Genomic DNA, 24,378 nt, shown 5'->3' with positions numbered 1-24,378 from the left:
GCTTTCTCCTCCACTAAAACCGACCAGGCCTCCTGCCTTAGCCGGGATACCAAATCACGCGTGGATCATTCTCCTCGCGTTCATATCTCCATGCGCGATCAGCAAGCTCTTCAAGCCCGACCTCCGGGGCCCATCCAAGCACCATCCGCGCCTTTGAATTGTCCAGCCAATTGCTGTGAAAAGGGGTGTCTATCTCGATCGGCTCAAGGCCATTGCTGGCCTTGAGCACCTTGCCGACCGCCCCGTAATCAACGGGCTGATCCATCGAGATATTGAAAAGCTGACCCTGCGCACGAGGATTGCCAATCGTGGCCAGGATGGCTGAAACCAGATCGTCGACATGGACGAAATTCCGCTTCAGATAGTCGCCACTGACATCTCGCAAGACCGGCACATGGCGCCCCTTGCGGTAACGCTGCAGCGAGACCTCGTCAACGAAATCAGTCCACGGCGGCCCTCCGAATTGCTCGTCGCCAAAATCAAGCGCGAAGCGGAAATCATCTTTTTCCATGATCCATGGTGCCCGCAACGTCGACCAGTTGACACCATACTGGTTGCCATATTGCTCCAGCATCGTCTCTTCCAGCACCTTGGTCAGGGCATAGCAGCCTGGATAGGCCTTGCGCTCCGAGGCCTCGGTGATGGGCTCGTCATATTGCTGAAAGATGTGACCAACCACACAGTCGCCACTGAGCAGGATGAACTGGCGGGCCTCTGCAGATCTGCGAAACTCCTCAAGCAGATGAAACAGCCCCTTCAGCGCTACATCGAAGACCAGATCAGGCGATTCCTTGACTGCCGCCAGATGCACAACATGCGTGACCCCCGCCATAGCCTCTTCGACAACAGTCTCGTCCGAGAGTGAACCGGAAACAATGGAAACGCGCTCGCCCGTCTCAACAAACCTGTTGTGGCACAGTGCGACAACTTCCCAATCGGCAAAACGGGAATCGGCGAGAAACGCAGGAATGAAAACCTGCCCCACCTTTCCTGCAGCGCCTGTCACCAGCAGTCTCATCAATTTCCTCCACCCAGATCAAAACTTGCTCAAGCATTGTTTACTAATAATATTAAGTCAAGCTATTAGTGATGACATGTGCTAGAATGCGCTGAGGAGGAGTATGGGAAACCGCTCATTAGCGGCACACCCATAAGGCGAACCCGACGAGGAGGAATAATGTCGCGGCTTGTTATTACAGGACTATCAAAGAACTTCGGGGCGATTCAGGCGCTGTCAGGCGTGTCGCTGTCCATTGAACCGGGAGAGGTTCTCGGTCTGATGGGCGACAACGGGGCTGGAAAGTCCACCCTCGTCAAGATCATAGCCGGCAACTTTCGGCCATCGGCTGGTGACATCCGGATCGATGGGGAAAAGGTGGATTTCCACAAGCCGATCGACGCCCAGCGCGCCGGCATAGCAATGGTCTACCAGGACCTGGCTCTGGCTGACAATCTGACTGCCGCATCCAATGTTTTTCTCGGAAGAGAGCCGATGCGCAGCCTCGGTCCATTCAAATATATCGATTACAAGCAGATGAACACGGTTTCAGCCGAACTGTTCAAGCAGCTCAAATCGGAAACCAGACCACGCGATCAAGTGAGGAAAATGTCCGGTGGGCAGCGTCAGGCAGTCGCAATCGCACGCACGCTGCTATCTGAACCCAAGATCGTCATGATGGATGAGCCGACCGCCGCGATTTCGGTGCGCCAGGTCGCCGAAGTGCTCGACCTGATCCGCCGGCTGCGCGATCGCGGCATCAGCGTCATCCTCATCAGCCACAGAATGCCGGATGTCTTCAGCGTATCGGACAGGATTGCCGTTTTGCGCCGTGGTGAATTGGTCTGCAGCAAATCGGCATCCCATTCATCGCCCGAAGAAGTAACCGGCCTTATCACCGGCGCCATCGAAGCTGCCTAAAGGAAAAGACAATGACGACCACACTCGATGACATCATCGGCAAGAGCCAGCACGACAGCCTTTTTTCCCGCATCAAGGGGCTTCAGATCTTCTGGGTTTTCACTGCAGCCGTGCTTGCATGCCTGGCGCTCAGCATCATGACCGACACCTTCGCCAGTGAACGCAACCTTTTCAACGTCGCCCGCAACTTCGCCTTTGTCGCGATCATTGCAATTGGCATGACTGCGGTGATCGCATCGGGCGGCATTGATCTTTCGGTCGGCTCATCTGTGGTGCTGAGCGCGATGGTGATCAGCGTCGCAATGTCCAGCGGCCTGCCGTTCTGGATCTCCGCAGTTCTAGCGCTAGGCGCAGCACTCATGGTCGGGATGCTCAATGGCATTCTCATCGCCTATGCGGGCATGCCGGCCTTCGTCGTCACGCTAGGGACTTTGTCGGCGGCGCGGTCGCTCGCCATGGTGCTGTCGGACAACAAGATGATCTGGCAGTTCGGGCCCGACCACGACATCCTGCTCTGGGTTGGTGGCGGTTCTACATTGGGTTTTCCCCATCCGCTTTTTGTTCTGACAGCGCTGACAATTGTCATGTCGCTGGTATTCAAGTGGACCCGGTGGGGGCAGCATCTGTTTGCCATCGGCAGCAACGAGAACGCGGCCGTGCTGACTGGTATTCCGGTCAAGCGGCTCAAGGTCAGTATCTACATGTTCTCAGCCTTCACTGCAGGGTTGGCGGGCATTCTGATGGCCGGCTGGCTCGGCAGTGTGACCACCAATCTCGGTCAGGCGATGGAACTTACCGTCATTGCGGCTGCCGTGATCGGAGGCGCCAATCTTGCCGGTGGCGAGGGGACGGCGTTTGGCGCGGTTGTCGGTGCCCTGTTGATAGAGGTCATTCGCAACTCCCTCATCTTGCTCGGCATCTCGACTTTTTGGCAGGGAATGTTCATAGGTACCTTCATCATCGTTGCTGTGGCATTCGACCGATTCCGGAATTTCCGATCCTAGGTTGATACGAAATTGCGGGCGCCATGGCACGCATCATGGAGAATGCCTTGAAATCGACAATGATGGATGTTGCCGCCCGGGCGGGCGTGTCGCAGGCGACGGTATCCCTGATCCTCAATGGAAGTTCGGGAGCCCGTTTCAGCGAGGCAACCCGCAAGAAGGTGATGGATGCGGTCAATGAGCTTGGCTATCGGCTCCCCAACAGATCGATAGCCGCCGAGCCGACCGAAAGCAGCGTCATTGCATTCCTCACAGACGAGCTGACAACCGATCCATGGATGGCGCTGGCGTTTGAAGGCGCCCGCGAGAAAGCGCTGGAACTGGGCGTCATCGTCACGCTCGGTATTTTCCGGTCCGGCGAGGACCCGAACGAGGATGTGTTTTCGCTGTGTCAGCGGCAGCCGCTGCTCGGGTACATTTTCGGCACCATCCTGACCCGCAAGATCGACCCGCCAGCAGCCCTCTTCAAAATGCCGTCCGTACTTGTCAATTGCTACGACCAGAACCGTCGCCTGCCATCGATAATCCCAGGAGATGTGGCTGGCGGCCGCGCGGCGACCGAACGCCTGATCCAGGCTGGCCGGCGCAGGATCGGCCTGATCAATGGCCAAGACGGCCTCGACAATCCGCGCGAACGGTTGCGTGGCTACAAACAGGCGCTGGCGAGCAACGACTTCACATTCGATGCGGAGCTGGTGCGGTACGGAAACTGGGAACCATCGTCAGGCTATTCGGAAACCCATGCGCTGATGGATCTCGCAAATCCGCCAGACGCCATCTTCTGCGCCAACGATTTGATGGCGCTGGGATGTATCGAAGCGCTGAAGGAGCGAGGCAAATCCATTCCCGGAGATGTTTCGGTGATCGGCTTTGACAATCGTGACATCGCCCAGTTCCTCCGCCCCCCGCTGACAACGTTTCACCTGCCGCTTTTCGAAATGGGTGCGATGGCCGTGGAAATGATCCACGACATCGCAGGTGGATTGAAGAGCAGCCACGATCAGTTGAAAGTCGAATGCCCGATTGTCGAACGGGAGTCTGTCTAGGGTACAAGAAACTTGCAGGTCGCCTTGGCCGAGATGGGGCATTTACCGGCAAAGTGGCCCGAAACGCATCAGGAACAAGTTTCCTGGAGTTTCAGCGAGACTGATTACCAGCTTCTCTTGCACCCCAAGTCCTTGCAATCGAACGCTATCAAGCATTTGAATTTCAAATGGAAAATGGTGCCGCTTACGTGACTCGAACACGTGACCCCGTCATTACGAATGACGTGCTCTACCAACTGAGCTAAAGCGGCATGCCAGTTCATGCGCAGGTTTGCCATTTCGGCCCGTCCTGCGGAATGGAGGGCAAATACCGTGATTGCCCCCCAAATTCAAGCGGTCTTCCGTGGCTCGGCGGATTTTTTGGCGATAGCGCCTCTCCGACCGGCGTTGTCTAAAGCGTCAGACGCTCGCGGGTGGCCTTGTATTCGCTCTCGAGCCGGCTGACGAGATCGGACACCGGGCCAATCTGCTTGACTGCGCCGATGCCCTGTCCTGAGCCCCAGATTTCTTTCCAGGCCTTTGGTCCGGAGGTCGATTTATCGAAGTCCATCTTGGTCGGATCGGCCTCGGGCAGATTGTCCGGATCAAGCCCGGAGGCGGTAACCGAGGGCTTGAGGTAATTGCCCGGGATGCCGGTAAAGTAGTTCGAGTAGACAATGTCCTTGGCCGTCGAATCAACGATCATCTGCTTGTACCGGTCTTCGGCACGGGCTTCGTCGGTGGCAATAAAGGGCGAGCCGATATAGGCCATGTCGGCGCCGATGGCCTGGGCTGCGAGAATTGCACCGCCGGTCGAGATCGAGCCCGAGAGCAGCAACGGCCCATCGAACCATTCGCGGATTTCCTGGATAAGCGCGAAGGGCGAGAGCGGACCGGCATGGCCGCCGGCGCCGGCAGCAACCGCGATCAGACCATCGGCGCCCTTGTTGATGGCCGAATGGGCATGGCGGTTGTTGATGATATCATGCAGCACGATGCCGCCATAGGAATGGATCGCGGCGTTGACCTCGGGCACAGCACCGAGCGAGGAGATCACCACAGGCACCTTGTATTTGACGCACATTGTCAGATCATGCTCAAGCCGCTTGTTGGAGCGGTGAACGATCTGGTTGACGGCAAAGGGTGCCGCCGGGCGGTCCGGGTTCTTGGCGGTGTGGTCGGCGAGACCTTCGGTGATTTCGGCCAGCCATTCGTCGAGCTGGGCTTCCGGACGGGCATTGAGCGCAGGAAACGACCCCATGATCCCCGCCTTGCACTGGGCCATGACCAGCGGCGGGTGAGAAATGATAAACAAGGGTGCGGCAACCACCGGGAGCCGGAAATTGGTCTTGAGAATGGCAGGAAGGGTCATAGGGCCTCGCAAATCACAATGACGTTTACGCAAACGTCAATTTTCATAGCAGAGCCATTGAGCGCTGAAAAGGCTTGACTTGGCCCTCCAATTCCACAGCCAGATAAGCCTCGCAGCCGGAGCACGCTTGAGTTTTGCCGGGTTAGCGGATACGCACAGCATAACGGCACGGCTCGGCGGATGGCGGTTTATCAACAGCATCCTGCCTGATCCCGGCCAGATTGGCCCGAGAGTGCCAGAACTGATTGACGCGGACTGGTGACACCCCATACCGCGCGGCACGGAGACAGACCATTGACCGGCATGGAAGCGGCAATTCGCGGGGCTTTGGACAAGGCTGGGATTCCGGGTGCGCAGGCCCGCCGCCGCATCTATGATTCCGCACGGGCAGCACTCGACCGCAGCCTTGAGCGCCAAGGCATCACCGATCCGGAACGGGTGGATGATCACAGGCATAAGCTGGATGTGCTGATCGGCGACATCGAGGCCGAATGGGCCCCGCCGAGCGAGACCCAACCCGCACCTATTGTTGAACCCGCTCCTGCCGTCGCGCTTCGCGATCCGGCGCCAGTGCAGGCAGAACAGCCCGCGCCTTCCCGCCCGGTCTACGATGTACAGCAGGCACTCGGCCCCGAGCATGACGGCCCTGAACATGACGCACCTGTGGTTCCCGGCTCAGATCGGCAGCCCCCATTATTCGATCACACAGAGCGTTCCGCAGGTAGTCCGCAGCAACCGGCCCCGACTGTAGCTGCGGTCTCGCAAAGCGACGGCGCCCCGACATCGGTATCTGGCGGGGGTGCCGATCTCGATTTCGCTCCCGATGCCGGTGATCACCGGCGCGCTGCGGCAGCTGCCCCCGATTTGTCGGCAGAACGCCCACCTCACATTCAAGCGCCCGCAGCGGCAAAACCGCCCAAGCGCCCCAAGAAGGTCAAGCCTCCCAAAGAGCACAAGGAGAAGCGCAGGCGACCGGTTTTCGCCTCGATTTTTTCTGCTGCCGTGATGCTGTCGTTTCTCGGTATCGGGGTCTGGTGGCTGATTGAAAGCGGCGCGCTGATGAGTGCTGCGGAACGCGATACCGGCGTGCCCAACCCGCCACCTTCGCTCAGCCGTGACGACTTCGCCGGCGGACCGCAACAGCTCAATCCGGGCGCGGGTTTTTCGGGCGAATGGTCCAATGTCTTCACACCCGGACGCGATGGCGAACCCCAGGTTCGCGGCGACGCCAGCGCGGAGCTGATCAACGAAGCCGATGGGACCGTGCTCAGGATCATGTCCGGTTCGGGTGGCGCTGATGGTGAGGTGCTGGTTCCGCTCGGAGCCGAAGTCATGCAGGCACTTGCCGGTCGCAACTCAATGCTTGCCTTGACAGTGCGCTCGGCCACGCCTGATGCCACCCAGATCTACGTCAAATGCGAATTTTCGGTTCTCGGCGATTGTGGCCGGCACCGGTTCGACGTGAACTATGACACCAACGACATTCTGTTCGGCCTTGATTATGAGCGCGCACTGGCGCCGAATGAACAGGGCTATCTGGTGATCAACAGCGACATTTCCGGCAGTGGCAAGGGTATTGATCTGATTGCGGTTCGTATCCGTCCGTTGAGCTGATCCCAGAGCCTGGGGCATGTTGCTGCCATCTCCGCATAAAAAACGCCCGCTATGAAGCGGGCGTTTTGTCGACTGCCTGAGATCTCAGTTGACGTCGGTGACGCGCAGATAGGGACGGATTTCTTCCCAGCCTTGCGGGAAAATGCCCTTGGCGTCTTCATTGGAAATCGACGGTGGAATGATGACCTTGCCGCCTGGGCGCCAGTCAGCCGGAGTGGCAATCTTCTTGGCATCGGCCAGTTGCAACGCGTCGATGACGCGCAGGATCTCGTCGAAATTGCGTCCGACATTCATCGGATAGGTCAACATCAGGCGGACCTTCTTGTTGGGATCAATGATGAAGACCGAGCGCACGGCTGCGGTGGTGCTCTCATTGGGATGGATCATGCCGTAGAGCTCGGCCACCTTGAGGTCCTTGTCGGCGACGATCGGGAAGGTCAACGTGGTGGCTTGCGTGTCGTTGACATCTTTGATCCAGGCCATGTGCTCCTCGACACCGTCCGTCGACAGGCCGATTGGCTTGACGTTGCGGGCCGCGAACTGATCGGAGAGCTGCGAGGTGCGGCCCATTTCGGTGGTGCAGACCGGCGTGAAATCAGCAGGGTGGCTGAAGAAGAAAGCCCAGGACGAGCCGATCCATTCGTGGAAATCAATCGGGCCGTTGGTGGTGTCGGCCTTGAAGTTCGGTGCGGTATCGCCGATTCGAATGTTCATGGTGTTGTCCTTTGTTGAAGTTGGGACGTTGTAACGTCGCTGTGTGAAGGCTTGGCGGCAAGTTCGAGCGCTGCCTGATGCTGGCTCAGGAAAACCTTGCCGCTAAGGTGATTGAGAAAATCGCAGGTGCGGAGCCTGTCCATCACCGGGCCCTTTACCTCACTTAGATGGAACTTGACGCCCAGCGCTTCAAGGCGCTCGTTGATCGCCTCGAGCGATTCCAGCGCACTCATGTCGATCTCGTTGACCGCCGGGCACATCAGCACCACGTGCTTCAAACCGGGACGTGAGGCCACCATGTCGTAGACACTGTCCTCGAGATAACGCGCATTGGCGAAATACAGGCTTTCGTCGACCCGCACGGTCAGCACGGTGCTGTCGATTTCCACCTTGTGGCGTTTGACGTTGCGGAAATGCTCGGTGCCCGGAACCCTGCCGACCACGGCCATATGCGGCCGCGAGGACTTGTAGAGGTGAATGAGGATCGAAAGCGCAACACCAACGGTGACACCGATCTCGACGCCGAAGACCAGGGTCAGGACGATTGTCGCGCTGACGGCAGCGAAGTCGGCGCGGGAATAGGTCCAGGTCTTCCTCAGAATCGAGAAATCCACCAGTGACAGGACCGCGACGATGATGGTTGCGGCAAGCGTTGCCTTGGGTAGATGGTAGATCAGCGGCGTCAGCAGCATCGCCGTCAGCAACAGGCCGACAGCGGTGTAGGCGCCAGCGGCCGGGGTTTCAGCGCCCGCGTCGAAATTGACCACCGAACGGGAGAAGCCGCCGGTAACCGGGAAGCCGCCGGTGAAAGCCGCTCCTACATTGGCGGCGCCGAGGCCGATGAGTTCCTGGTCGGGCACGATCCGCTGACGCTTGCGCGCGGCCAGCGTCTGGGCGACGGACACCGATTCAACAAAACCGATGATAGAGATCAGCACGGCGGAGCCGATAAGCGTGCCCCAGAGATCAGGCGAGAAAGACGGCATGGTCAGCGGCGGCAGGCCCTGCGGCACGTCGCCGACAACCTTGAGGCCATAGTTGGCCGACAGGTTGAAGGCCCAGGCCAGGAATGTGGTCACGAAAACCGCAGCTACAGGTCCGGCCTTGGCCAGCACTCCAGCCAGTTTCGGTTTCATCCCGGTCGACAGCAACAGCGGCATCAGGCCCTTGCGGACCCAGAACAGGAAGGCGGTAGCGCTGACGCCGATTGCAAGCGTGATCCAGTTGGTCTCGCCCAGATGTTCAAACAGCGAGCTGACCTGTTCGGTCAAGGTAGCGCCGCCGGCTGAAACGCCAAGGATATGGCTCAGCTGGCTCATGGCGATAAGGATACCGGATGCAGTGATGAAACCCGCGACCACCGGATGAGAGAGGAAGTTGGCGAGAAAGCCCAGCCGCAGGACCCCGAGCAAAATCAGGAACACGCCCGACAGGAAGGCCAGCGTGATGGCTGCAAGCAGCAGTTCGGGCGATCCGGGTGCCGCAAGATTACCGATCGCAGCAGCCGTCATCAGCGACACCACCGCGACAGGACCTACGGCCAGCGCCCGGCTGGTGCCGAAGATTGCATAGAGCACGATCGGTGCGATGGAGGCGTAGATCCCGGTTTCGGCAGGCAGTCCGGCCAGAAGCGCATAGGCCAGTGATTGCGGGATCAGCATGATGGTAACGATCACAGCGGCGACAAGGTCGTTGCCAAGCGCATCGCGATCATAGCGACGGCCCCAGTCGAAGACCGGGATAAAGCGCGCAAGTCGCCTTGTGATGGCGGGATCTTTCAGCATGTCGATGTCCTTGCTGCGCACTCAGCTGGAGATATTTGAAAAGCGGTTTTCTGCCAGCGGCCCCTGAAGACCACCGACCCTTCCTTGTTGCCTATCTGCTTGCGCCACCACGGACGCCGTGTCGTCTTGACGCCGAAGGCCGCAGTCAAAGCCCGTTGACGGGCACCTTCAGCATTGCGCGCCCGTCCTTGTCGGTCGGGATATCGCCTGCACGCATGTTGATCTGCAGCGACGGAATGATCAGCCTTGGCATGGCCAGCTGGGCGTCGCGCTCGGTGCGGAACTTGATGAAGTCCTCGCGGCTCTTGCCGCCGCCGACATGGATGTTGTTGGCCTTCTCTTCTCCGACAGTGGTTTCCCACTGGATGTCACGGCCATTGGGGCCGTAATCATGACACATGAACAGCCGCATATCAGCGGGCAGCGCCAGCACCTTCTGGATCGAATCGTAAAGCACGCCCGCATCCCCGCCGGGGAAATCTGCTCGGGCAGAACCGCCATCTGGCATGAAAAGCGTATCACCGACAAAGGCGGCATTGCCCATGACATGCACCATGCAGGCCGGGGTGTGGCCCGGCGTGTACATGGCAAAAACCTGCATTGTGCCGATCTGGTAGGTATCGCCATCCTTGAACAGCGCATCAAACTGCGACCCGTCGCGCTGGAACTCGGTGCCTTCGTTGAAGACCTTGCCGAAGGTGTCCTGCACGATCATGATCTTGTCGCCGATGCCGATCTTGCCGCCGAGCTGTTTCTGAATGTACGGGGCCGCGGAGAGATGGTCGGCATGCACGTGGGTCTCGATGATCCATTCGAGCGTCAGCCCGTTTTCCTTGATCCAGGCGATCATTGTATCGGCATGGCCATAGGTGATCCGTCCAGCCGCATAATCGATGTCCATGACGGAATCGACCACCGCGCAGGAGCTGGAGGCAGGATCCTTGACCACATAGCTGATGGTGTTGGTGTCGGCATCAAAAAAGCCTTTCACCTCAGGCGTGACCGACATGTTCACTGGATAATTCGACATGGCATCATCTCCTCTGTTCGTCTTGCCGCAGCATGCGGCGCGTTCGTATCAGGCTGTTTCGGGACTACCGGAGTTCGGTTCAGAATGCCTTTGCCGGCTTGTGGCGCAGCCCGTCGAGAGAGCGGGCAAGTACGATCCCGATAATCATGGCGCCAATGAAGGCAATCACATGCAAGCCGCCGAAACCAAGTGCCGGGATGGCGCCACCGGGACAAAAGCCGGCGATGCCCCAGCCAATTCCGAAGGTTGCAGACCCGGCCAGAAGCCGCGCATCGATGGTCTTGTTGATCGGCAGGTGAAACTCGGCGTCAAACACCGGTTTTCCGCGGGCACCGAAAACCAGCATGTAGCCAATCGCCGTGGTCACAAGCGCGCCGCCCATGACGAAGATCAGGCTCGGATCCCAGCTGCCAGCGACGTCAAAGAAGTTGAGCACCTTTGCAGGATTGGCCATGCCGGAAATGGCGATGCCAAGACCGAAGATCGCGCCTGTGATGCCAGATAGTAAAAGTTTCTGCATGGCTCAGATCTCCGCGACGTGGCGGATGACATAGACTGTCAGCCCGGTGAAAATCATGAAGGTGATGGTTGCTGCAATTGACCGTGGCGACAGCCGCGCCATGCCGCAGACGCCATGGCCGGAGGTGCAACCGGCGCCGTAATAGACGCCAACACCCACGATCAGGCCGCCAAGCGCCAGCAAGGGCAGAGACACTGGAACCGAGTAGGCAATCGCACCACCTGCAGCCAGAAATACCATCGGGCCGATGACGGCGCCGGCCAGAAAGGCAATGCGCCAGGCCCAATCAGAAGAAACCGGAGGAATGATGCCCGTGAGGATGCCGGTCATGCCCGCAATGCGGCCATTGAACAGCATCAGCAAAATCGCCGAAAGGCCAATCAGGACACCACCGGCCAGCGACATCCATGGCGTGAATTCTGTTTCCATCGTTGTTTCCCTCCTTGGTCAAGCCGATTTCCGGCCACGGTGACGTTGCACCTCGGCTACATATATATAAGCGATTCTCTATATTCAAGAGGCCGTATATATTCAGCCGATCAGAAGAAAGCTACGAAAGCGCATCGATGGCGGCGCTTGCTGAGAACCGGATCAAGCCGGGTGCGCGCCCTTCAGTCGGCAGGCATCTTCGGCTTGCGGATATCAGGATGCATGGTCTTGCCCAGAATATGGTCACTGGTTCCGATGACATTGCTGCTTGCTCCGACGATCAGCCGGTCCGGATGATGTACAATCAGATGATCCTTGTTGGGATAGGGAAGGCTCGATAGGAAATGCTTCATGCAATTGAGCCGGGCGCGCTTCTTGCAATCGGATTTGACGATGGTCCAGGGCGCATCCGCGGTGTCGGTGTAGAAGAACATCGCCTCCTTGGCCTCGGTGTAGTCGTCCCATTTGTCGAGCGACGCCTTGTCGATGGGCGACAGCTTCCACTGCTTGAGCGGATCCTTCTCGCGCTCGCCGAAGCGTCTGAGCTGCTCGCCCTGCGTGACCGAGAACCAGTATTTGAACAACAGGATACCAGAGCGGGAGAGCATGCGCTCGATCTCGGGTGCCTCGCGCATGAATTCGAGATACTCGGTGGGGGAGCAGAACCCCATGACCCGCTCGACACCGGCGCGATTGTACCAGGAGCGGTCAAACAGCACTATTTCACCAGCCGCAGGCAGATGCTCGACGTAGCGCTGGAAATACCATTGCGACCTCTCGCGATCGGTTGGCTTGGAGAGTGCCACGACGCGCGCCATGCGCGGATTGAGATGCTCCATGAACCGCTTGATGGTGCCGCCCTTGCCTGCCGCATCGCGACCTTCAAAAAGCATCACCACTTTCTGCCCGGTGTCCTCGATCCAGCGCTGGGCCTTGAGAAGTTCGACCTGCAACAGCGCCTTCTCGTGCTCATAGGCAGCACGGCGCATTCTGGTCTTGTAGGGATAGACGCCCTGCTCGAACAGTTGCGCGATCGCGGCCTCATCCTTGCGGATTTCCGCCGTGTTCAACCGCGCGGGTTTTACCGCGGCAAGGCCCTGATCGTCGGTGACAGCAACATCAGCACCGACGTCCTGAGCAGGCTTTTCAACAGCGGTTTCGGCCTCTGGGACCACGCCATTGGGTTTCGTGTCCAGTTCGTTCTTGATGTCTGTCATGCTAGCCCCTTCCCGATCAAAAAGTCAGTATGACTCCAGATCGCCGGTCTGGCTTTGACACGCGTCAAGCCGCTTCAAACAAGGTCCCTGAACCTGCAGCGGCCAAGGTCAGCGATGTTTGAGATGATCCATCAGATGCACCGCGAGGCCCGCAAGCAGGCCCCAGAACGCCGCACCAATGCCAAAGGCTGCAACGCCTGAGGCGGTGACCGTAAAGGTGGCTGCAGCCGCGAACCGTGTCGTCGGCACCTCGAAGGCCGAGACCAGCGCGCCAATCAGAGGCGGGATCAGGGCCAGGCCTGCAACCACGGCGATGATTTCCGGCGGCATCGCCAGAATGGTCGGCACAATGACCGGTCCGAACAGCCCGAGTGTGGCCCAGACCAGCGCATAGAAAAGCCCCACCTTCCAGCGCTTGGCCCTGTCGGGGTGGACATCATCGCCAAGGCAGATGGCAGCCGTGATCGCCGCCATGTTGATGGTATGGGCGCCAAAGAGCGCAAAGAACGAGGAGAGAAGCCCGGTGACGCCCAGCGCCTCGGTCACCGGCGGCTCATAGCCATTGGCGCGCAGCACGGCAAAGCCGGGCAGGTTCTGCGAGGCCATGGTGACAAGATAGAGCGGCATGCCAAGACCAAGCAACACGGCGGGATCGAACTCCGGCCGGATGAAAGTCAGCGACGTCCAGTCGACATCAGTGGAGGGAAGCGGTGCACCACCGATGGTAAAGGCGATCACCAGTCCAGCGATCAGCGCCGCCAGAACCGCCATCAGCGGGTTGAACATGCGCACAAGCAGAAACACCGCAATCAAAGGCAACACCAGCGCCGCCTGGTTTGCAGCATGGAGCGCCACTGCCATGGTGAAAGGCAGCAGCACGCCTGCCAGCATGCCGGAGGCGACACCGGTGGGGATGGCGTTGACGGCACGGTTGAGTGGACGGATGGCTGCAGTCAGGGCAATCAGCAGGCCTGCGAAGATGAACGCGCCCACCGCCTGATGGATATCGACCCCGGTGGAGGCAGCAATCAGAGCCGCACCCGGCGTCGACCAGGCAAGCACCATCGGCACCTTTTTCCAGCTGCTCAGCAGCGCCGAACCGATGGCCTTGGAAAAGCAGATCGCCGCCACCCAGGAGGCGGTCTGACCGGCATCCGCGCCGACCGCTGCTGCTGCTGCGAGTACCAGTGCAATGGTCGAGCCATAGCCAACCAGGGCGGCAACAAGTGCTGCAGAGATCATCGAAACCGGCAACTTGGAACTCCGAAATGGACAGGGCCTGGGCCTCTTGGGCCCGATGGTTTCTGGCGGCTGGATCAGGCGGCCGGGTTCACCAGACGGGCAACCCGTTCAATGGCCAGCAGATAGCCCTGCGTACCGCACCCGGCGATGACGCCGTCGGCACGGAGCGAGACATAGGAGTGGCGGCGGAATTCCTCGCGCTTGTGCACGTTGGAAATATGCACTTCCATCACCGGGCCTTCGAAGGTGTTAAGTGCATCAAGGATCGCAACCGAGGTGTGGGTGTAGGCACCGGGATTGATGACAACTGCCACCGCATCTTCGCGAGCTTCATGAATCCAGTCGATCAGCTGATGCTCGGCATTGGATTGCAGGAAACGCACGCTCAGGCCATGGCTTTCGGCATGGCTCACTGCTGCGGCTTCGACATCGGCCAGGGTTTCCTTGCCGTAGATTTCCGGCTGGCGTTTCCCCAGAAGGTTGAGGTTCGGTCCATTGAGGACATAAATCGTTCCGGTCACCGGGTCTGCCTTTCGCTGAAAATCAGGGCTGTCTGCCCCTGACGGCTGGGGCGACACATTTTCCTAACCTGACAGCATGACTTGCCGCAAGCCTTGGTGATGATCCCTCCACGATCGGGGGACTATTCACTCTAAACCGTACGGCACCGCCTTGCGGATGTTGGGATCGACAACCAGACGGCGCTTGAGCGGCGGCACCGCGCGCTGGTGGCAATTGCGGCGTTCACAGATCCGGCAGGAGACACCGATCGGTTCGAAGGCCTCAGCGCGGGCGACATCAAGATCATCGGCGTAGACCAGTTCGCCTGCATGGGCGACCTCGCAGCCGAGTGCCAGCGCGTAGGACTGCACCGGATCGCGCCAGCCGCCGGACGGCTTGCTCACGGCAGTGGCCAAACAGAGATAGCGCACACCATCGGGCGTTTCGGCCAGTTGCCGGATGATGCGGTTGGGGGTCTCGAAGGCGCTGTGCGCATTCCACAACGGACACGCGGACCCGAAACGGGCGAATTGCAGCTTGGTGGCCGAGTGGCGCTTGGTGATGTTGCCGGCCTTGTCGACGCGAGCGAAAAAGAACGGCACGCCCTTCTGACCCGGCCGCTGCAGCGTGGAAAGCCGGTGCGAGACCTGCTCGAGGCTGGTGGAAAACCGGTCGGCAAGCAGCACCAGATCGTGGCGCAGTTCGCGGGCTGCGGCGCTGAAGTCGCCATAGGGCAGGATCGCGGCGCCGGCGAAGTAATTGGCGAGACCGATGCGGCAGATGCCGGCAGCGTCGGCAGAGCGGAAGCGCGCTTCCTCTATGATCCCGGTCATTGCTGCATCGTGCTCGATCAGCGCGATCTGGCAGGCAACCTGGAAGGCTTGCGTCGAGGCAGGTGTGCGCGGATTGAGCCAGAGCACACGGCTGACCGGATCAAAACGGCGCAGGCTGCCGGCATCGGCGTCGGTTTGCGCTGCGCCGGGCTCAGCACCGGAGCCGATCGCCACCCGCACGCGATGGCGGCGCTCGATGTGGTCGGCCAGCGCCTTGAGGCTTATGCCGCGGGTTTTGGCCAGATCCTTGCTCAGCGCCTCGCCGGCCAGATCCAGCTCGTGGATGTAGTTGTCGACATAATGGAAGAAGTCGCGGACCTCTTCATAGGGCGTCGGCTCATTGAGCGCGCCGGAGCGCTCGAGTGTTTCATCAAGCTCGGCCAGTTGATCGCCGGAGCGCCGCATCGCCTGATGCAGAGACAGAAAGGCGCGTGCGAAGGACGGGGCGTTCTGCACCACCAGCTTGACGTCGGTCAGCGATGGCTGCGCCCCGCCCGATACCGGATCGGCAAGCGCCTCGGAGACATCTGCGAGAAGCCGGTCGGTGTCCTGATCGGACAGCGTGGTGATATCGACCGCAAAAGCCTCGGCCAGCGCCAGCAGCACAGAGGCGCTGACATGGCGCTGGTTGTTCTCGATCTGGTTGAGATAGCTGTTGGAAATGCCGAGCTTCTGGGCAAAGCCGGCCTGGGTCAGGCCGTGCTCGCCACGAATGGCGCGGATTTTTCCACCGATGAAGAGTTTGCGGGCTCGCATGAATGTTCGCAACTTTGCAAAATCGTAGTTGCAAACATTGCTAGTGCAACATGCTTACCTTTTCAACCCTGTTGCCGGCTCGGCATTCAGGCTACCAGTAGTGTTCAATTCCCGGTTTGATGGAGCGCCCGCCTTGACCCTTTATGCCACCCTCACCGCCACCCTTTCCCCTTTCATTTTGGGGGATGCGACCAAAGCAGCCTTGGCAGCATTGGTGTTTCCGGCAACATGGGCGATGATTGCCAGAAAGGGAGGCTTCTGATGCGCGACATTATTGAAGAACTTGAGGACAAACGCGCCGAGGCGCGGCTCGGTGGCGGCCAGAAACGTATTGATGCGCAGCACGCCAAGGGCAAGCTGACGGCGCGCGAACGGCTGGACGTGCTTCTCGACGAGGGATCGTTCGAGGAATACGACATGTACAAGACCCACCGCTGCACCGATTTCGGCATGGAGCAACAGGTGTTCCCCGGCGATGGCGTGATCACCGGCTGGGGCACCATCAATGGCCGCCCGGTCTATGTGTTCTCCCAGGATTTCACCGTCTTCGGCGGCTCGCTGTCGGAAACCCACGCGGAGAAGATCTGCAAGGTGATGGATCTGGCCGTGCAGAACGGCGCACCGCTGATCGGCTTGAACGATTCAGGTGGTGCGCGCATCCAGGAAGGCGTTGCCTCGCTCGGTGGCTATGCCGAGGTGTTCTGGCGCAACGTGCAGGCCTCAGGCGTGATCCCGCAAATCTCCGTGATCATGGGACCGTGTGCGGGTGGCGCGGTCTACTCACCGGCGATGACCGACTTCATCTTCATGGTGAAGGACACGAGCTACATGTTCGTGACCGGCCCGGACGTGGTCAAGACCGTGACCAACGAGATCGTCACAGCCGAAGAGCTTGGCGGCGCGTCGACCCACACCAAGAAATCGTCAGTCGCCGACGGCGCTTACGACAACGACATCGAGGCACTGGTCGAAATTCGCCGGATGTTTGATTTCCTGCCGCTGTCGAGCCGCGAGAGCCCACCGGTGATGCCTACTGCGGATGCGCCGGACCGGATCGAGCATGCGCTCGATACGCTGATACCCGACAATCCGAACAAGCCCTACGACATGCGCGAAGTCATCGCCCGGGTCGGAGACGAGGGCGATTTCTTCGAGATCCAGGCCAATCACGCCAAGAACATTCTCTGCGGCTTCATCCGGCTCAATGGCTCGACGGTCGGCGTTGTCGCCAACCAGCCGATGGTGCTGGCGGGTTGCCTCGACATCGATTCGTCGAAAAAGGCCGCTCGCTTCGTGCGCTTCTGCGACGCCTTCAACATTCCGATCCTGACGCTGGTCGACGTGCCGGGCTTCCTGCCAGGTGTCAGCCAGGAACTGGGTGGCATCATCAAGCATGGCGCGAAACTGCTGTTTGCCTATGCCGAGGCAACGGTGCCAAAGGTAACCGTGATCACCCGCAAGGCCTATGGCGGCGCCTATGACGTGATGGCCTCCAAGCACATCCGCGCCGACGTCAACTACGCCTGGCCGACGGCACAGATCGCGGTGATGGGCGCCAAGGGCGCGACCGAGATCCTCTACCGCTCCGAGTTGGGCGACCCTGAGAAGATCGCGCAACGCACTGCCGATTACGAAGATCGCTTCGCCAACCCCTTCGTCGCCGCCCAGCGTGGCTTCATCGACGAGGTGATCATGCCGCACTCGACCCGCCGTCGCGTGGTCCGGGCTTTCGAAATGCTGAAGACCAAGAAAGTGACGCAACCGCTGCGCAAGCACGACAACATTCCGTTGTGAGCTGTCACTCCACCCAAAGGACCACACCATGAAAATCACACGCGCCGGAGCAACGCCATCGGCAAAGGGGCCTGCAGACTGGTTCTCCGGCACGGTGCGCCTTGACAAGCTGTTCGCAGCCGATGAGCCGGGGCGGGTTCAGGGCGCGTCGGTGACGTTTGAGCCGGGGGCGAGGACCGCGTGGCACACGCATCCGCTGGGGCAGACGATCATCGTGACGTCAGGCCTCGGCCGGGCGCAGCGTGAGGGCGGGCCGGTGGAGGAAATCCGGCCGGGCGATGTGGTCTGGTTCGCGGCGCAGGAGAAGCACTGGCATGGGGCAGCACCCGACGTGGCGATGACCCATATCGCCATTCAGGAGGCACTTGATGGCGTGGCAGTGGACTGGCTCGAGAAGGTGGAAGATGCGGATTACCTGGGATGATGCTTCAACCGATTGGCGCTCACGGCTTGTTGACCGGACTTCCGGGGCCAACAGCGGCTGCAATTTCACGGCGTTCGGCCTATATGCTTCGGTGAGACATTTCTCATCAAAAAGGACCCTATTTCATGACTGACGAAAACAAGTTCCCACCTGAGAACAACCTGCCCGCCGGCTATCAGCCTTCCAAGGTCTGGGAATGGAAAAAGGGCAATGGCGGCCAGTTCGCCAATATCAACCGTCCTGTCTCCGGCCCGACCCACGACAAGGAACTGCAGATCGGCAAGCATCCGCTGCAGCTTTACTCGCTGGCAACGCCGAATGGCGTGAAGGTGACGGTGATGCTCGAGGAGCTGCTGGCGGCCGGCCATTCGGGCGCGGAATATGACGCCTGGCTGATCAATATCGGTGAAGGCAACCAGTTCGGCTCGGGCTTTGTCGACGTCAATCCGAACTCGAAGATCCCGGCGATGGTCGACCATTCGACACCAGAACCGACACGCCTGTTCGAAAGCGGCTCGATCCTGCTTTATCTCGCCGAGAAATTCGGCGCATTTCTGCCAAAAGAGCACCACGCGCGCACCGAAGCGCTCAACTGGCTGTTCTGGCAGATGGGTTCCGGCCCGTTCCTCGGCGGCGGCTTTGGGCATTTCTATGCCTATGCGCCAATGAAGATCGAGTACGCGATCGACCGCTTCGCCATGGAGGTCAAGCGCCAGCTTGACGTGCTCGACAAGCATCTGGCCAAGAATGAATTCATGGCCGGCTCGGACTACTCCATCGCCGATATGGCGATCTGGCCCTGGTACGGCACGCTGATGCAGGGCAAGGTCTACAACGACGCTGCGGCCTATCTTGAAACTGACGGCTACACCAATCTGAAGCGCTGGACCGACCAGATCGCCGCCCGCCCCGCAGTCAAGCGCGGCCGCATGGTCAACCGCGCCTTTGGCGAGCCGTCCGAGCAGCTGCACGAGCGCCATGATGCAAGCGATTTCGACTTGCGGACCCAGGACAAGCTGGACGCGCAGAAGCAAGGCAAGGCGTAATGGCAAAACTGCCTGAAATGACCAAGCATCGCGGAATTCCGTCCGGCCTGCCCGGCACGGGGTTCCAGTTCACCATCCGCCGCGCGAATCCGCGCGGCGTGACGGCGATCATCAACCGCCGCAGGATGGCTGACCGGACGCCAACGGAAAAGCTCGCCGACCTGGCGTTCCTGCACGCGCTCTGGCACCGTTTCGGAGACGAGCCATTCGAACGCGGCAATCTCGACGCGGGCCGTATCAGCTGGTTGTTCGGACGCGAGATTGTGCCGGCCGAGGAACCTTTTGACACGCAGTCCTACACGGCAATGCTTCGCATTGAAGAGCGCGTGGCGCGGGCAAGCTACCCGGAAGCCTTCGAGGATGTGCTCGAGGTCTGACGCGGTGCGTGCGTAAAGACCTCTCCCCTCGAACGGGGGAGAGGTGAAAGCCGGAAACGGGAGACCGGACGGCAGGATTTCGGGCATAGCCCGGTAAAGACGACTGAAAGCCATGGGCCGACGGCCCATCAGCGGGGGAAGAAGTGCATGTTTTTCAAGATCCTGATCGCCAATCGCGGTGAAATTGCCTGCCGGGTGATCAAGTCAGCACGGGCAATGGGCATCAAGACGGTTGCCGTCTATTCGGATGCCGACCGCAATGCGGTGCATGTCGAAATGGCTGATGAGGCGGTGCATATCGGCCCGCCGCCAGCCAATCAGTCCTATCTGATCGCCGACAAGATCATCGCCGCGTGCAAACAGACCGGCGCCGAGGCCGTGCATCCGGGCTATGGCTTCCTGTCCGAACGGGCTTCGTTCTGCGAGGCGTTGGAAAAAGAAGGCATCGTTTTCATAGGCCCTAAGGTGAAGGCCATCGAGGCGATGGGCGACAAGATCACCTCGAAGAAGATTGCGGCGGAAGCCGGCGTGTCCACGGTTCCCGGCCATATGGGGCTCATCGATGACGAGGCGCACGCGGCCAAGATTGCCGCCGAGATCGGCTATCCGGTTATGATCAAGGCGTCCGCCGGCGGCGGCGGCAAGGGCATGCGGATTGCCTGGAACGACGCCGAGGCGCGCGAAGGCTTTGCCCGCTCGAAATCGGAAGCTGCGAGCTCGTTTGGCGACGACCGGATCTTCATCGAGAAATTCATCGAAGAGCCGCGCCATATCGAAATCCAGCTGATCGCCGACAGCCATGGAAACACTGTCTACCTCGGCGAACGTGAATGCTCGATCCAGCGGCGGAACCAGAAGGTGGTGGAGGAAGCCCCCTCGCCTTTCCTTGATGCCGCAACCCGCAAGGCAATGGGCGAGCAATCGGTGGCGCTGGCGAAAGCGGTGGATTACCAGTCAGCGGGCACGGTCGAATTCATCGTCGACAAGAACCGCAAGTTCTATTTTCTTGAAATGAACACAAGGCTGCAGGTCGAGCACCCGGTGACCGAACTGATCACCGGCGTCGATCTGGTCGAGCAGATGATCCGCGTTGCTGCGGGCGAGAAGCTTCCGTTCACGCAAGCCGACGTGAAACTCACCGGCTGGGCAGTTGAAAGCCGGCTTTATGCCGAAGATCCCTACAGGAACTTCCTGCCCTCGATCGGCCGGCTGACGCGCTACCGCCCGCCGCAGGAGGGCACGAAAGACGGCATCACCATCCGCAACGACACCGGCGTAACCGAGGGTTCGGAAATCTCGATGTTCTACGATCCGATGGTCGCCAAATTGTGCACCCATGCGCCGACGCGGATGGAAGCCGTCGACGCAATGGCGGAGGCGCTGGACCGGTTCGAAGTCGAGGGGATCGGCCACAATCTGCCATTCCTGTCGGCGTTGATGCAGCACCCGCGCTGGCGCGAGGGGCGGCTGTCGACCGGCTTCATCGCAGAAGAATATCCCGAAGGTTTCGGCCCAGTGCCGCCAACTGACGCCACCGTCAAACGTTTCGCTATCGCGGCGTTGCTGCTCAGTCACATTCACGGCAAACGAAACGCGAAGATTTCGGGCGCCCGCTTCAGTCAGGCGGAAAAACGCACCCATGAGGACAAGGTGGTGCGGATCGCAGGCCAGGAGATCACCGGGCATATCGACGATACCGACGACGTCTGTCTGGTGCACCTGCCAGGCCGCGAGCCTCTATCGGGCACCACAGACTGGACGCCGGGCGCAAGGCTCGCAATTTTCGACATCGATGGCGAAACCCATGCAATCAAGGTCGAGCCCGCCGATGCCGGCTGGCGACTGAGGCAACTGGGCGTCGATGTCCGGGTGCAGGTGTTCAGCCCGCGGGTGGCGGAACTGGCCCGGCTGATGAAGGAGAAGGTCGCGCCTGATACCTCCAGCCTGCTGCTCTGCCCGATGCCAGGATTGATCGTCTCGATTGCGGTCAACGAGGGCGACGAAGTGCAGGAAGGCCAGACGCTGGCCGTGGTTGAAGCGATGAAAATGGAGAACGTGCTCAAGGCCGAGCGCAAGGGCATCGTCTCGCGCATCCCGGTGAAAGCCGGTGACAGCCTGGCCGTCGACGAGATCATCATGGAGTTCGCGAAATGACCAAGACCACCCGCGACTGGCTCGAGCTTGCCACCAAGGATCTCAAGGGCAAGCCGATCGAAAGCCTCAACACGGCGACGCCCGAAGGCATCACGCTGAAGCCGCTCTACACGGCAGAAGATCTGCCCGAGAGTGCTGCCACCGAGTTGCCCGGCTTCGCCCCGTTCACGCGCGGTGTCCGCTCGACCATGTATGCGGGCCAGCCCTGGACCATCCGCCAATATGCCGGTTTCTCGACAGCGGAAGATTCAAACGCATTCTACCGCAAGAACCTTGCTGCCGGGCAAAAGGGCCTGTCGGTGGCCTTCGATCTCGCCACCCACCGGGGCTATGATTCCGATCATCCGCGGGTCACCGGAGATGTCGGCAAGGCCGGCGTGGCAATCGATTCGGTCGAGGACATGAAGATCCTGTTCGACGGCATTCCGCTTGGCGAGATGAGCGTGTCGATGACCATGAACGGCGCCATCATACCGGTGCTGGCAATGTTCATTGTTGCGGGCGAAGAACAGGGCGTGGCCCGCGCCGATCTGACCGGCACGGTGCAGAATGACATTCTCAAGGAGTTCATGGTCCGCAACACCTATATCTATTCGCCCGAACCCTCGATGCGTATCGTCGCCGACATCATCGAGTTCACCGCAGCCGAGATGCCCAAATTCAACTCGATCTCGATTTCCGGCTACCACATGCAGGAGGCCGGCGCGACGCTGGCGCAGGAGCTCGCCTACACGCTCGCCGACGGCATGGAATATGTCCGCGCCGCCCAGGCCAAGGGTCTTAGCGTCGATGCCTTCGCGGGCCGGCTGTCGTTCTTCTTCTGCATCGGCATGAATGTGTTCATGGAAGCAGCCAAGCTGCGCGCCGCGCGCCAGATGTGGTCGAAGATCATGACCGACTTCGGCGCAAAATCGGACCGCTCGAAGATGCTCCGAACCCACTGCCAGACCTCCGGCGTGTCGCTGACCGAGCAGGATCCCTACAACAATGTGGTCCGCACGGCATTCGAGGCAATGGCTGCGGTGCTTGGCGGCACCCAGTCGCTGCACACCAATTCATTTGATGAGGCAATCGCGCTGCCGACGGAATTCTCCGCCCGCATTGCGCGGAACACCCAGCTCATTCTGGCTCACGAGACCGGCATCACCAATGTCGTCGATCCGCTCGGCGGCTCGTACTATGTCGAGAAGCTGACTGCGGATCTCGCCGAGAAAGCATGGGAGCTGATCGCCGAGGTCGAAGCACTCGGCGGCATGACCAAAGCCGTCGAACAGGGCCTGCCGAAGATGCGCATCGAGGAAGCCGCCGCCCGGCGGCAGGCGCGGGTCGACCGTGGCGAAGACGTCATCGTCGGCGTCAACCGCTTCCGGCTTGCCGACGAGCCGCAGGTCGACATTCTCAACATCGACACCGACAAGGTGCGCGCAGGCCAGGTGGCGCGGCTCAAGAAAATGCGCGACAGCCGCGACACCAAAGCCCACGCGGCAGCGATTGCAGAACTGGAAAAAGTCGCCACCACTGGCAAAGGCAATCTGCTCTCGGCCGCCGTCGATGCGGCCCGGGCACGGGCCTCGCTCGGCGAAATCTCCGACGCCATGGAGCGCGGCTTCGGCGGCCGTCACCACGCCATTACCAAGGTGATCGGCGGCGTCTATGAAAACGTGTATCATGATGATCCGGAGTATCAGGCAATTCGGTCGCGCATTGCCGACTACACAGCCGACAAGGGCCGCGCGCCGCACGTGCTGGTGGCCAAGATGGGCCAGGACGGCCACGACCGCGGCGCCAAGGTGATCGCCACGGCCTTCGCCGACATGGGCTTCAGGGTCGATCTCACCGACATGTTCGAAACACCTGCGGAAGTCACCGAAAAGGCCATCGCGCTCGGCGTCGACGTGGTCGGCGTCTCATCGCTGGCTGCCGGGCACAAATCGCTGGTGCCGGAACTGATCACACGTCTGAAAGACAAGGACCGCGCCGACATCCAGGTCGTGGTCGGCGGCGTCATCCCGGAACAGGATTACGCGTTTTTGCGGGAAGCGGGTGTTGCCGAGATTTTTGGCCCGGGCTCGAATGTGCTCGATGCGGCGAACGCCGTACTGGCACGGATTTCTGGGCTGAAGCGGAACGTGTGAGGAGAATGATTATTAATCGAGCACGTTGTTAGCATGGATCACGTTGTCGCCAACCATATTGCATAAACTCCTGCTCCAAATGAAGCTAAAGAGATTAACGCCAATATGATAGCAACAGAATTCCAGCGTCCGGCTCGTTTCCAGTCTGAATCATACGCATCCTCATTCTTTTGATAGAGAGCGCCTACGTACGATCGGTTGGCTAAGTAGGATACCAAATGAATAACTACTGAGATACCAGCACCGACGGCAAAAAACACGAGAGAAGAAACTGCGGCGTCGAATAGCCGAGTTCGTTCTGGATCCATATCCAACGAGAAAACGTTTGCGATGAATCCAAGCAAGGCAACACTGGCGCCACCGTTAAGGATAAGCAAAGCTTTGATTCCCTGCGATGCGGCATCGACTGATGCGCTTTCAAGCCGACTTACTCGCTCGTTGCGTTCAACATTCATCTGCACCTCCCAAATCCATTCTTTACCACTATAT

23 protein-coding genes and 1 tRNA gene are annotated in these 24,378 nt (G+C 59.9%); 11 read left to right on the top strand and 13 right to left on the bottom strand.

The window, feature by feature from the left end; all coding sequences use genetic code 11:
* Positions 1-37: 37 nt before the first annotated feature.
* Positions 38-1,018: an NAD(P)-dependent oxidoreductase gene (locus tag WNZ14_RS06585; RefSeq protein ID WP_342867779.1), complete on the bottom strand. Its 981-nt coding sequence runs from the start codon at positions 1,016-1,018 to the stop codon at positions 38-40.
* Positions 1,019-1,177: 159 nt separating this feature from the next.
* On the opposite strand from WNZ14_RS06585, the gene WNZ14_RS06580 reads away from it, so the two are divergent.
* Genes WNZ14_RS06580 through WNZ14_RS06570 form a run of 3 tightly spaced genes read left to right on the top strand, consistent with a single transcriptional unit; the run spans position 1,178 to position 3,968 of the window.
* Positions 1,178-1,918, top strand: coding sequence for an ATP-binding cassette domain-containing protein (locus WNZ14_RS06580; protein ID WP_342867778.1), 741 nt, complete (start codon positions 1,178-1,180; stop codon positions 1,916-1,918).
* Between the two features lie 11 nt (positions 1,919-1,929).
* A complete protein-coding gene (locus WNZ14_RS06575; RefSeq protein WP_342867777.1) occupies positions 1,930-2,922 on the top strand; it encodes an ABC transporter permease in 993 nt (330 codons plus the stop codon).
* Positions 2,923-2,969: 47 nt separating this feature from the next.
* A complete protein-coding gene (locus tag WNZ14_RS06570; RefSeq protein WP_342867776.1) occupies positions 2,970-3,968 on the top strand; it encodes a LacI family DNA-binding transcriptional regulator in 999 nt (332 codons plus the stop codon).
* 175 nt (positions 3,969-4,143) lie between these two features.
* Here the strand turns inward: WNZ14_RS06570 and WNZ14_RS06565 are convergent.
* Together WNZ14_RS06565 and WNZ14_RS06560 are read right to left on the bottom strand one after the other, a co-directional pair.
* Positions 4,144-4,219 (bottom strand) — tRNA-Thr (locus WNZ14_RS06565).
* A gap of 140 nt (positions 4,220-4,359) precedes the next feature.
* Positions 4,360-5,319 carry a nitronate monooxygenase family protein gene (locus WNZ14_RS06560; RefSeq protein ID WP_342867775.1) on the bottom strand — a complete coding sequence of 320 codons (960 nt, stop codon included), beginning with the start codon at positions 5,317-5,319 and terminating at the stop codon, positions 4,360-4,362.
* A 294-nt stretch (positions 5,320-5,613) separates the two neighbouring features.
* On the opposite strand from WNZ14_RS06560, the gene WNZ14_RS06555 reads away from it, so the two are divergent.
* Entirely contained in the window at positions 5,614-6,933 is a 1,320-nt protein-coding gene (locus tag WNZ14_RS06555; protein ID WP_342867774.1) for a hypothetical protein, read from the top strand.
* An 84-nt stretch (positions 6,934-7,017) separates the two neighbouring features.
* Here WNZ14_RS06555 and WNZ14_RS06550 read toward each other — a convergent pair whose 3' ends face one another.
* From WNZ14_RS06550 to WNZ14_RS06510, 9 genes are all read right to left on the bottom strand, one after another.
* On the bottom strand, positions 7,018-7,647 hold the full coding sequence (locus WNZ14_RS06550) for a peroxiredoxin (RefSeq protein WP_342867773.1): 630 nt from the start codon (positions 7,645-7,647) through the stop codon (positions 7,018-7,020).
* The gene (gene sulP, locus WNZ14_RS06545; RefSeq protein WP_342867772.1) at positions 7,644-9,431 is read right to left on the bottom strand and encodes a sulfate permease; all 1,788 of its coding nucleotides are present in this window, start codon (positions 9,429-9,431) and stop codon (positions 7,644-7,646) included. The genes WNZ14_RS06550 and sulP overlap by 4 nt, the downstream gene beginning before the upstream one ends.
* 145 nt (positions 9,432-9,576) lie before the next feature.
* Positions 9,577-10,461, bottom strand: coding sequence for an MBL fold metallo-hydrolase (locus tag WNZ14_RS06540; RefSeq protein ID WP_342867771.1), 885 nt, complete (start codon positions 10,459-10,461; stop codon positions 9,577-9,579).
* Between the two features lie 79 nt (positions 10,462-10,540).
* A complete protein-coding gene (locus WNZ14_RS06535) occupies positions 10,541-10,981 on the bottom strand; it encodes a DUF6691 family protein (RefSeq protein ID WP_342867770.1) in 441 nt (146 codons plus the stop codon).
* A gap of 3 nt (positions 10,982-10,984) precedes the next feature.
* Complete coding sequence (locus tag WNZ14_RS06530; protein ID WP_342867769.1) at positions 10,985-11,410, bottom strand: YeeE/YedE thiosulfate transporter family protein; 426 nt, start codon at positions 11,408-11,410, stop codon at positions 10,985-10,987.
* 182 nt (positions 11,411-11,592) lie between these two features.
* Complete coding sequence (ppk2, locus tag WNZ14_RS06525; RefSeq protein WP_342867768.1) at positions 11,593-12,627, bottom strand: polyphosphate kinase 2; 1,035 nt, start codon at positions 12,625-12,627, stop codon at positions 11,593-11,595.
* Positions 12,628-12,735: 108 nt separating this feature from the next.
* Positions 12,736-13,881 (bottom strand): benzoate/H(+) symporter BenE family transporter, encoded by a 1,146-nt coding sequence (locus tag WNZ14_RS06520; protein WP_342867767.1) that lies wholly within the window; start codon positions 13,879-13,881, stop codon positions 12,736-12,738.
* Between the two features lie 62 nt (positions 13,882-13,943).
* Positions 13,944-14,390, bottom strand: coding sequence for a type II 3-dehydroquinate dehydratase (gene aroQ, locus WNZ14_RS06515; RefSeq protein WP_342867766.1), 447 nt, complete (start codon positions 14,388-14,390; stop codon positions 13,944-13,946).
* Between the two features lie 126 nt (positions 14,391-14,516).
* Positions 14,517-15,959 carry a short-chain fatty acyl-CoA regulator family protein gene (locus WNZ14_RS06510; protein ID WP_342867765.1) on the bottom strand — a complete coding sequence of 481 codons (1,443 nt, stop codon included), beginning with the start codon at positions 15,957-15,959 and terminating at the stop codon, positions 14,517-14,519.
* A gap of 133 nt (positions 15,960-16,092) precedes the next feature.
* On the opposite strand from WNZ14_RS06510, the gene WNZ14_RS06505 reads away from it, so the two are divergent.
* The 7 genes from WNZ14_RS06505 to scpA all read left to right on the top strand — a co-directional run bounded on the left by WNZ14_RS06505 (position 16,093) and on the right by scpA (position 23,889).
* Positions 16,093-16,221 carry a hypothetical protein gene (locus WNZ14_RS06505; RefSeq protein WP_342867764.1) on the top strand — a complete coding sequence of 43 codons (129 nt, stop codon included), beginning with the start codon at positions 16,093-16,095 and terminating at the stop codon, positions 16,219-16,221.
* Positions 16,221-17,753: an acyl-CoA carboxylase subunit beta gene (locus WNZ14_RS06500; protein WP_342867763.1), complete on the top strand. Its 1,533-nt coding sequence runs from the start codon at positions 16,221-16,223 to the stop codon at positions 17,751-17,753. The genes WNZ14_RS06505 and WNZ14_RS06500 overlap by 1 nt, the downstream gene beginning before the upstream one ends.
* Positions 17,754-17,781: 28 nt before the next feature.
* On the top strand, positions 17,782-18,177 hold the full coding sequence (locus tag WNZ14_RS06495; protein ID WP_342867762.1) for a cupin domain-containing protein: 396 nt from the start codon (positions 17,782-17,784) through the stop codon (positions 18,175-18,177).
* 125 nt (positions 18,178-18,302) lie between these two features.
* Positions 18,303-19,223 (top strand): glutathione-dependent disulfide-bond oxidoreductase, encoded by a 921-nt coding sequence (gene yghU, locus WNZ14_RS06490; protein WP_342867761.1) that lies wholly within the window; start codon positions 18,303-18,305, stop codon positions 19,221-19,223.
* A complete protein-coding gene (locus WNZ14_RS06485; RefSeq protein ID WP_342867760.1) occupies positions 19,223-19,600 on the top strand; it encodes a hypothetical protein in 378 nt (125 codons plus the stop codon). The genes yghU and WNZ14_RS06485 overlap by 1 nt, the downstream gene beginning before the upstream one ends.
* Positions 19,601-19,747: 147 nt before the next feature.
* Positions 19,748-21,754 carry an acetyl/propionyl/methylcrotonyl-CoA carboxylase subunit alpha gene (locus WNZ14_RS06480; RefSeq protein WP_342867759.1) on the top strand — a complete coding sequence of 669 codons (2,007 nt, stop codon included), beginning with the start codon at positions 19,748-19,750 and terminating at the stop codon, positions 21,752-21,754.
* Complete coding sequence (gene scpA / locus WNZ14_RS06475; RefSeq protein WP_342867758.1) at positions 21,751-23,889, top strand: methylmalonyl-CoA mutase; 2,139 nt, start codon at positions 21,751-21,753, stop codon at positions 23,887-23,889. Before WNZ14_RS06480 ends, scpA begins: the two co-directional genes overlap by 4 nt.
* Positions 23,890-23,927: 38 nt before the next feature.
* Here the strand turns inward: scpA and WNZ14_RS06470 are convergent, their stop codons facing one another.
* Positions 23,928-24,344, bottom strand: a complete 417-nt coding sequence (locus WNZ14_RS06470; protein ID WP_342867757.1) for a hypothetical protein — start codon at positions 24,342-24,344, stop codon at positions 23,928-23,930.
* Positions 24,345-24,378: the final 34 nt, after the last annotated feature.

The sequence above is a fragment of the Hoeflea sp. AS60 genome (assembly GCF_038900115.1).
Lineage (GTDB): Bacteria > Pseudomonadota > Alphaproteobacteria > Rhizobiales > Rhizobiaceae > Hoeflea.
The sequence above is the reverse complement of the archived record's forward strand: the minus strand, read 5'-3'. Positions and strand labels throughout refer to the sequence as shown.

What these genes read in the sequence shown, in the direction of transcription:
- WNZ14_RS06535 (WP_342867770.1), bottom strand. Translation starts at nt 10,981, where the DNA reads ATGCAGAAACTTTTACTATCTGGCATCACAGGCGCGATCTTCGGTCTT.
- WNZ14_RS06540 (WP_342867771.1), bottom strand. Translation starts at nt 10,461, where the DNA reads ATGTCGAATTATCCAGTGAACATGTCGGTCACGCCTGAGGTGAAAGGC.
- WNZ14_RS06530 (WP_342867769.1), bottom strand. Translation starts at nt 11,410, where the DNA reads ATGGAAACAGAATTCACGCCATGGATGTCGCTGGCCGGTGGTGTCCTG.
- WNZ14_RS06480 (WP_342867759.1), top strand. Translation starts at nt 19,748, where the DNA reads ATGTTTTTCAAGATCCTGATCGCCAATCGCGGTGAAATTGCCTGCCGG.
- WNZ14_RS06495 (WP_342867762.1), top strand. Translation starts at nt 17,782, where the DNA reads ATGAAAATCACACGCGCCGGAGCAACGCCATCGGCAAAGGGGCCTGCA.
- WNZ14_RS06580 (WP_342867778.1), top strand. Translation starts at nt 1,178, where the DNA reads ATGTCGCGGCTTGTTATTACAGGACTATCAAAGAACTTCGGGGCGATT.
- WNZ14_RS06560 (WP_342867775.1), bottom strand. Translation starts at nt 5,319, where the DNA reads ATGACCCTTCCTGCCATTCTCAAGACCAATTTCCGGCTCCCGGTGGTT.
- WNZ14_RS06575 (WP_342867777.1), top strand. Translation starts at nt 1,930, where the DNA reads ATGACGACCACACTCGATGACATCATCGGCAAGAGCCAGCACGACAGC.
- WNZ14_RS06470 (WP_342867757.1), bottom strand. Translation starts at nt 24,344, where the DNA reads ATGAATGTTGAACGCAACGAGCGAGTAAGTCGGCTTGAAAGCGCATCA.
- WNZ14_RS06485 (WP_342867760.1), top strand. Translation starts at nt 19,223, where the DNA reads ATGGCAAAACTGCCTGAAATGACCAAGCATCGCGGAATTCCGTCCGGC.
- WNZ14_RS06500 (WP_342867763.1), top strand. Translation starts at nt 16,221, where the DNA reads ATGCGCGACATTATTGAAGAACTTGAGGACAAACGCGCCGAGGCGCGG.
- ppk2 (WP_342867768.1), bottom strand. Translation starts at nt 12,627, where the DNA reads ATGACAGACATCAAGAACGAACTGGACACGAAACCCAATGGCGTGGTC.
- yghU (WP_342867761.1), top strand. Translation starts at nt 18,303, where the DNA reads ATGACTGACGAAAACAAGTTCCCACCTGAGAACAACCTGCCCGCCGGC.
- scpA (WP_342867758.1), top strand. Translation starts at nt 21,751, where the DNA reads ATGACCAAGACCACCCGCGACTGGCTCGAGCTTGCCACCAAGGATCTC.
- WNZ14_RS06550 (WP_342867773.1), bottom strand. Translation starts at nt 7,647, where the DNA reads ATGAACATTCGAATCGGCGATACCGCACCGAACTTCAAGGCCGACACC.
- WNZ14_RS06510 (WP_342867765.1), bottom strand. Translation starts at nt 15,959, where the DNA reads ATGCGAGCCCGCAAACTCTTCATCGGTGGAAAAATCCGCGCCATTCGT.
- WNZ14_RS06585 (WP_342867779.1), bottom strand. Translation starts at nt 1,018, where the DNA reads ATGAGACTGCTGGTGACAGGCGCTGCAGGAAAGGTGGGGCAGGTTTTC.
- sulP (WP_342867772.1), bottom strand. Translation starts at nt 9,431, where the DNA reads ATGCTGAAAGATCCCGCCATCACAAGGCGACTTGCGCGCTTTATCCCG.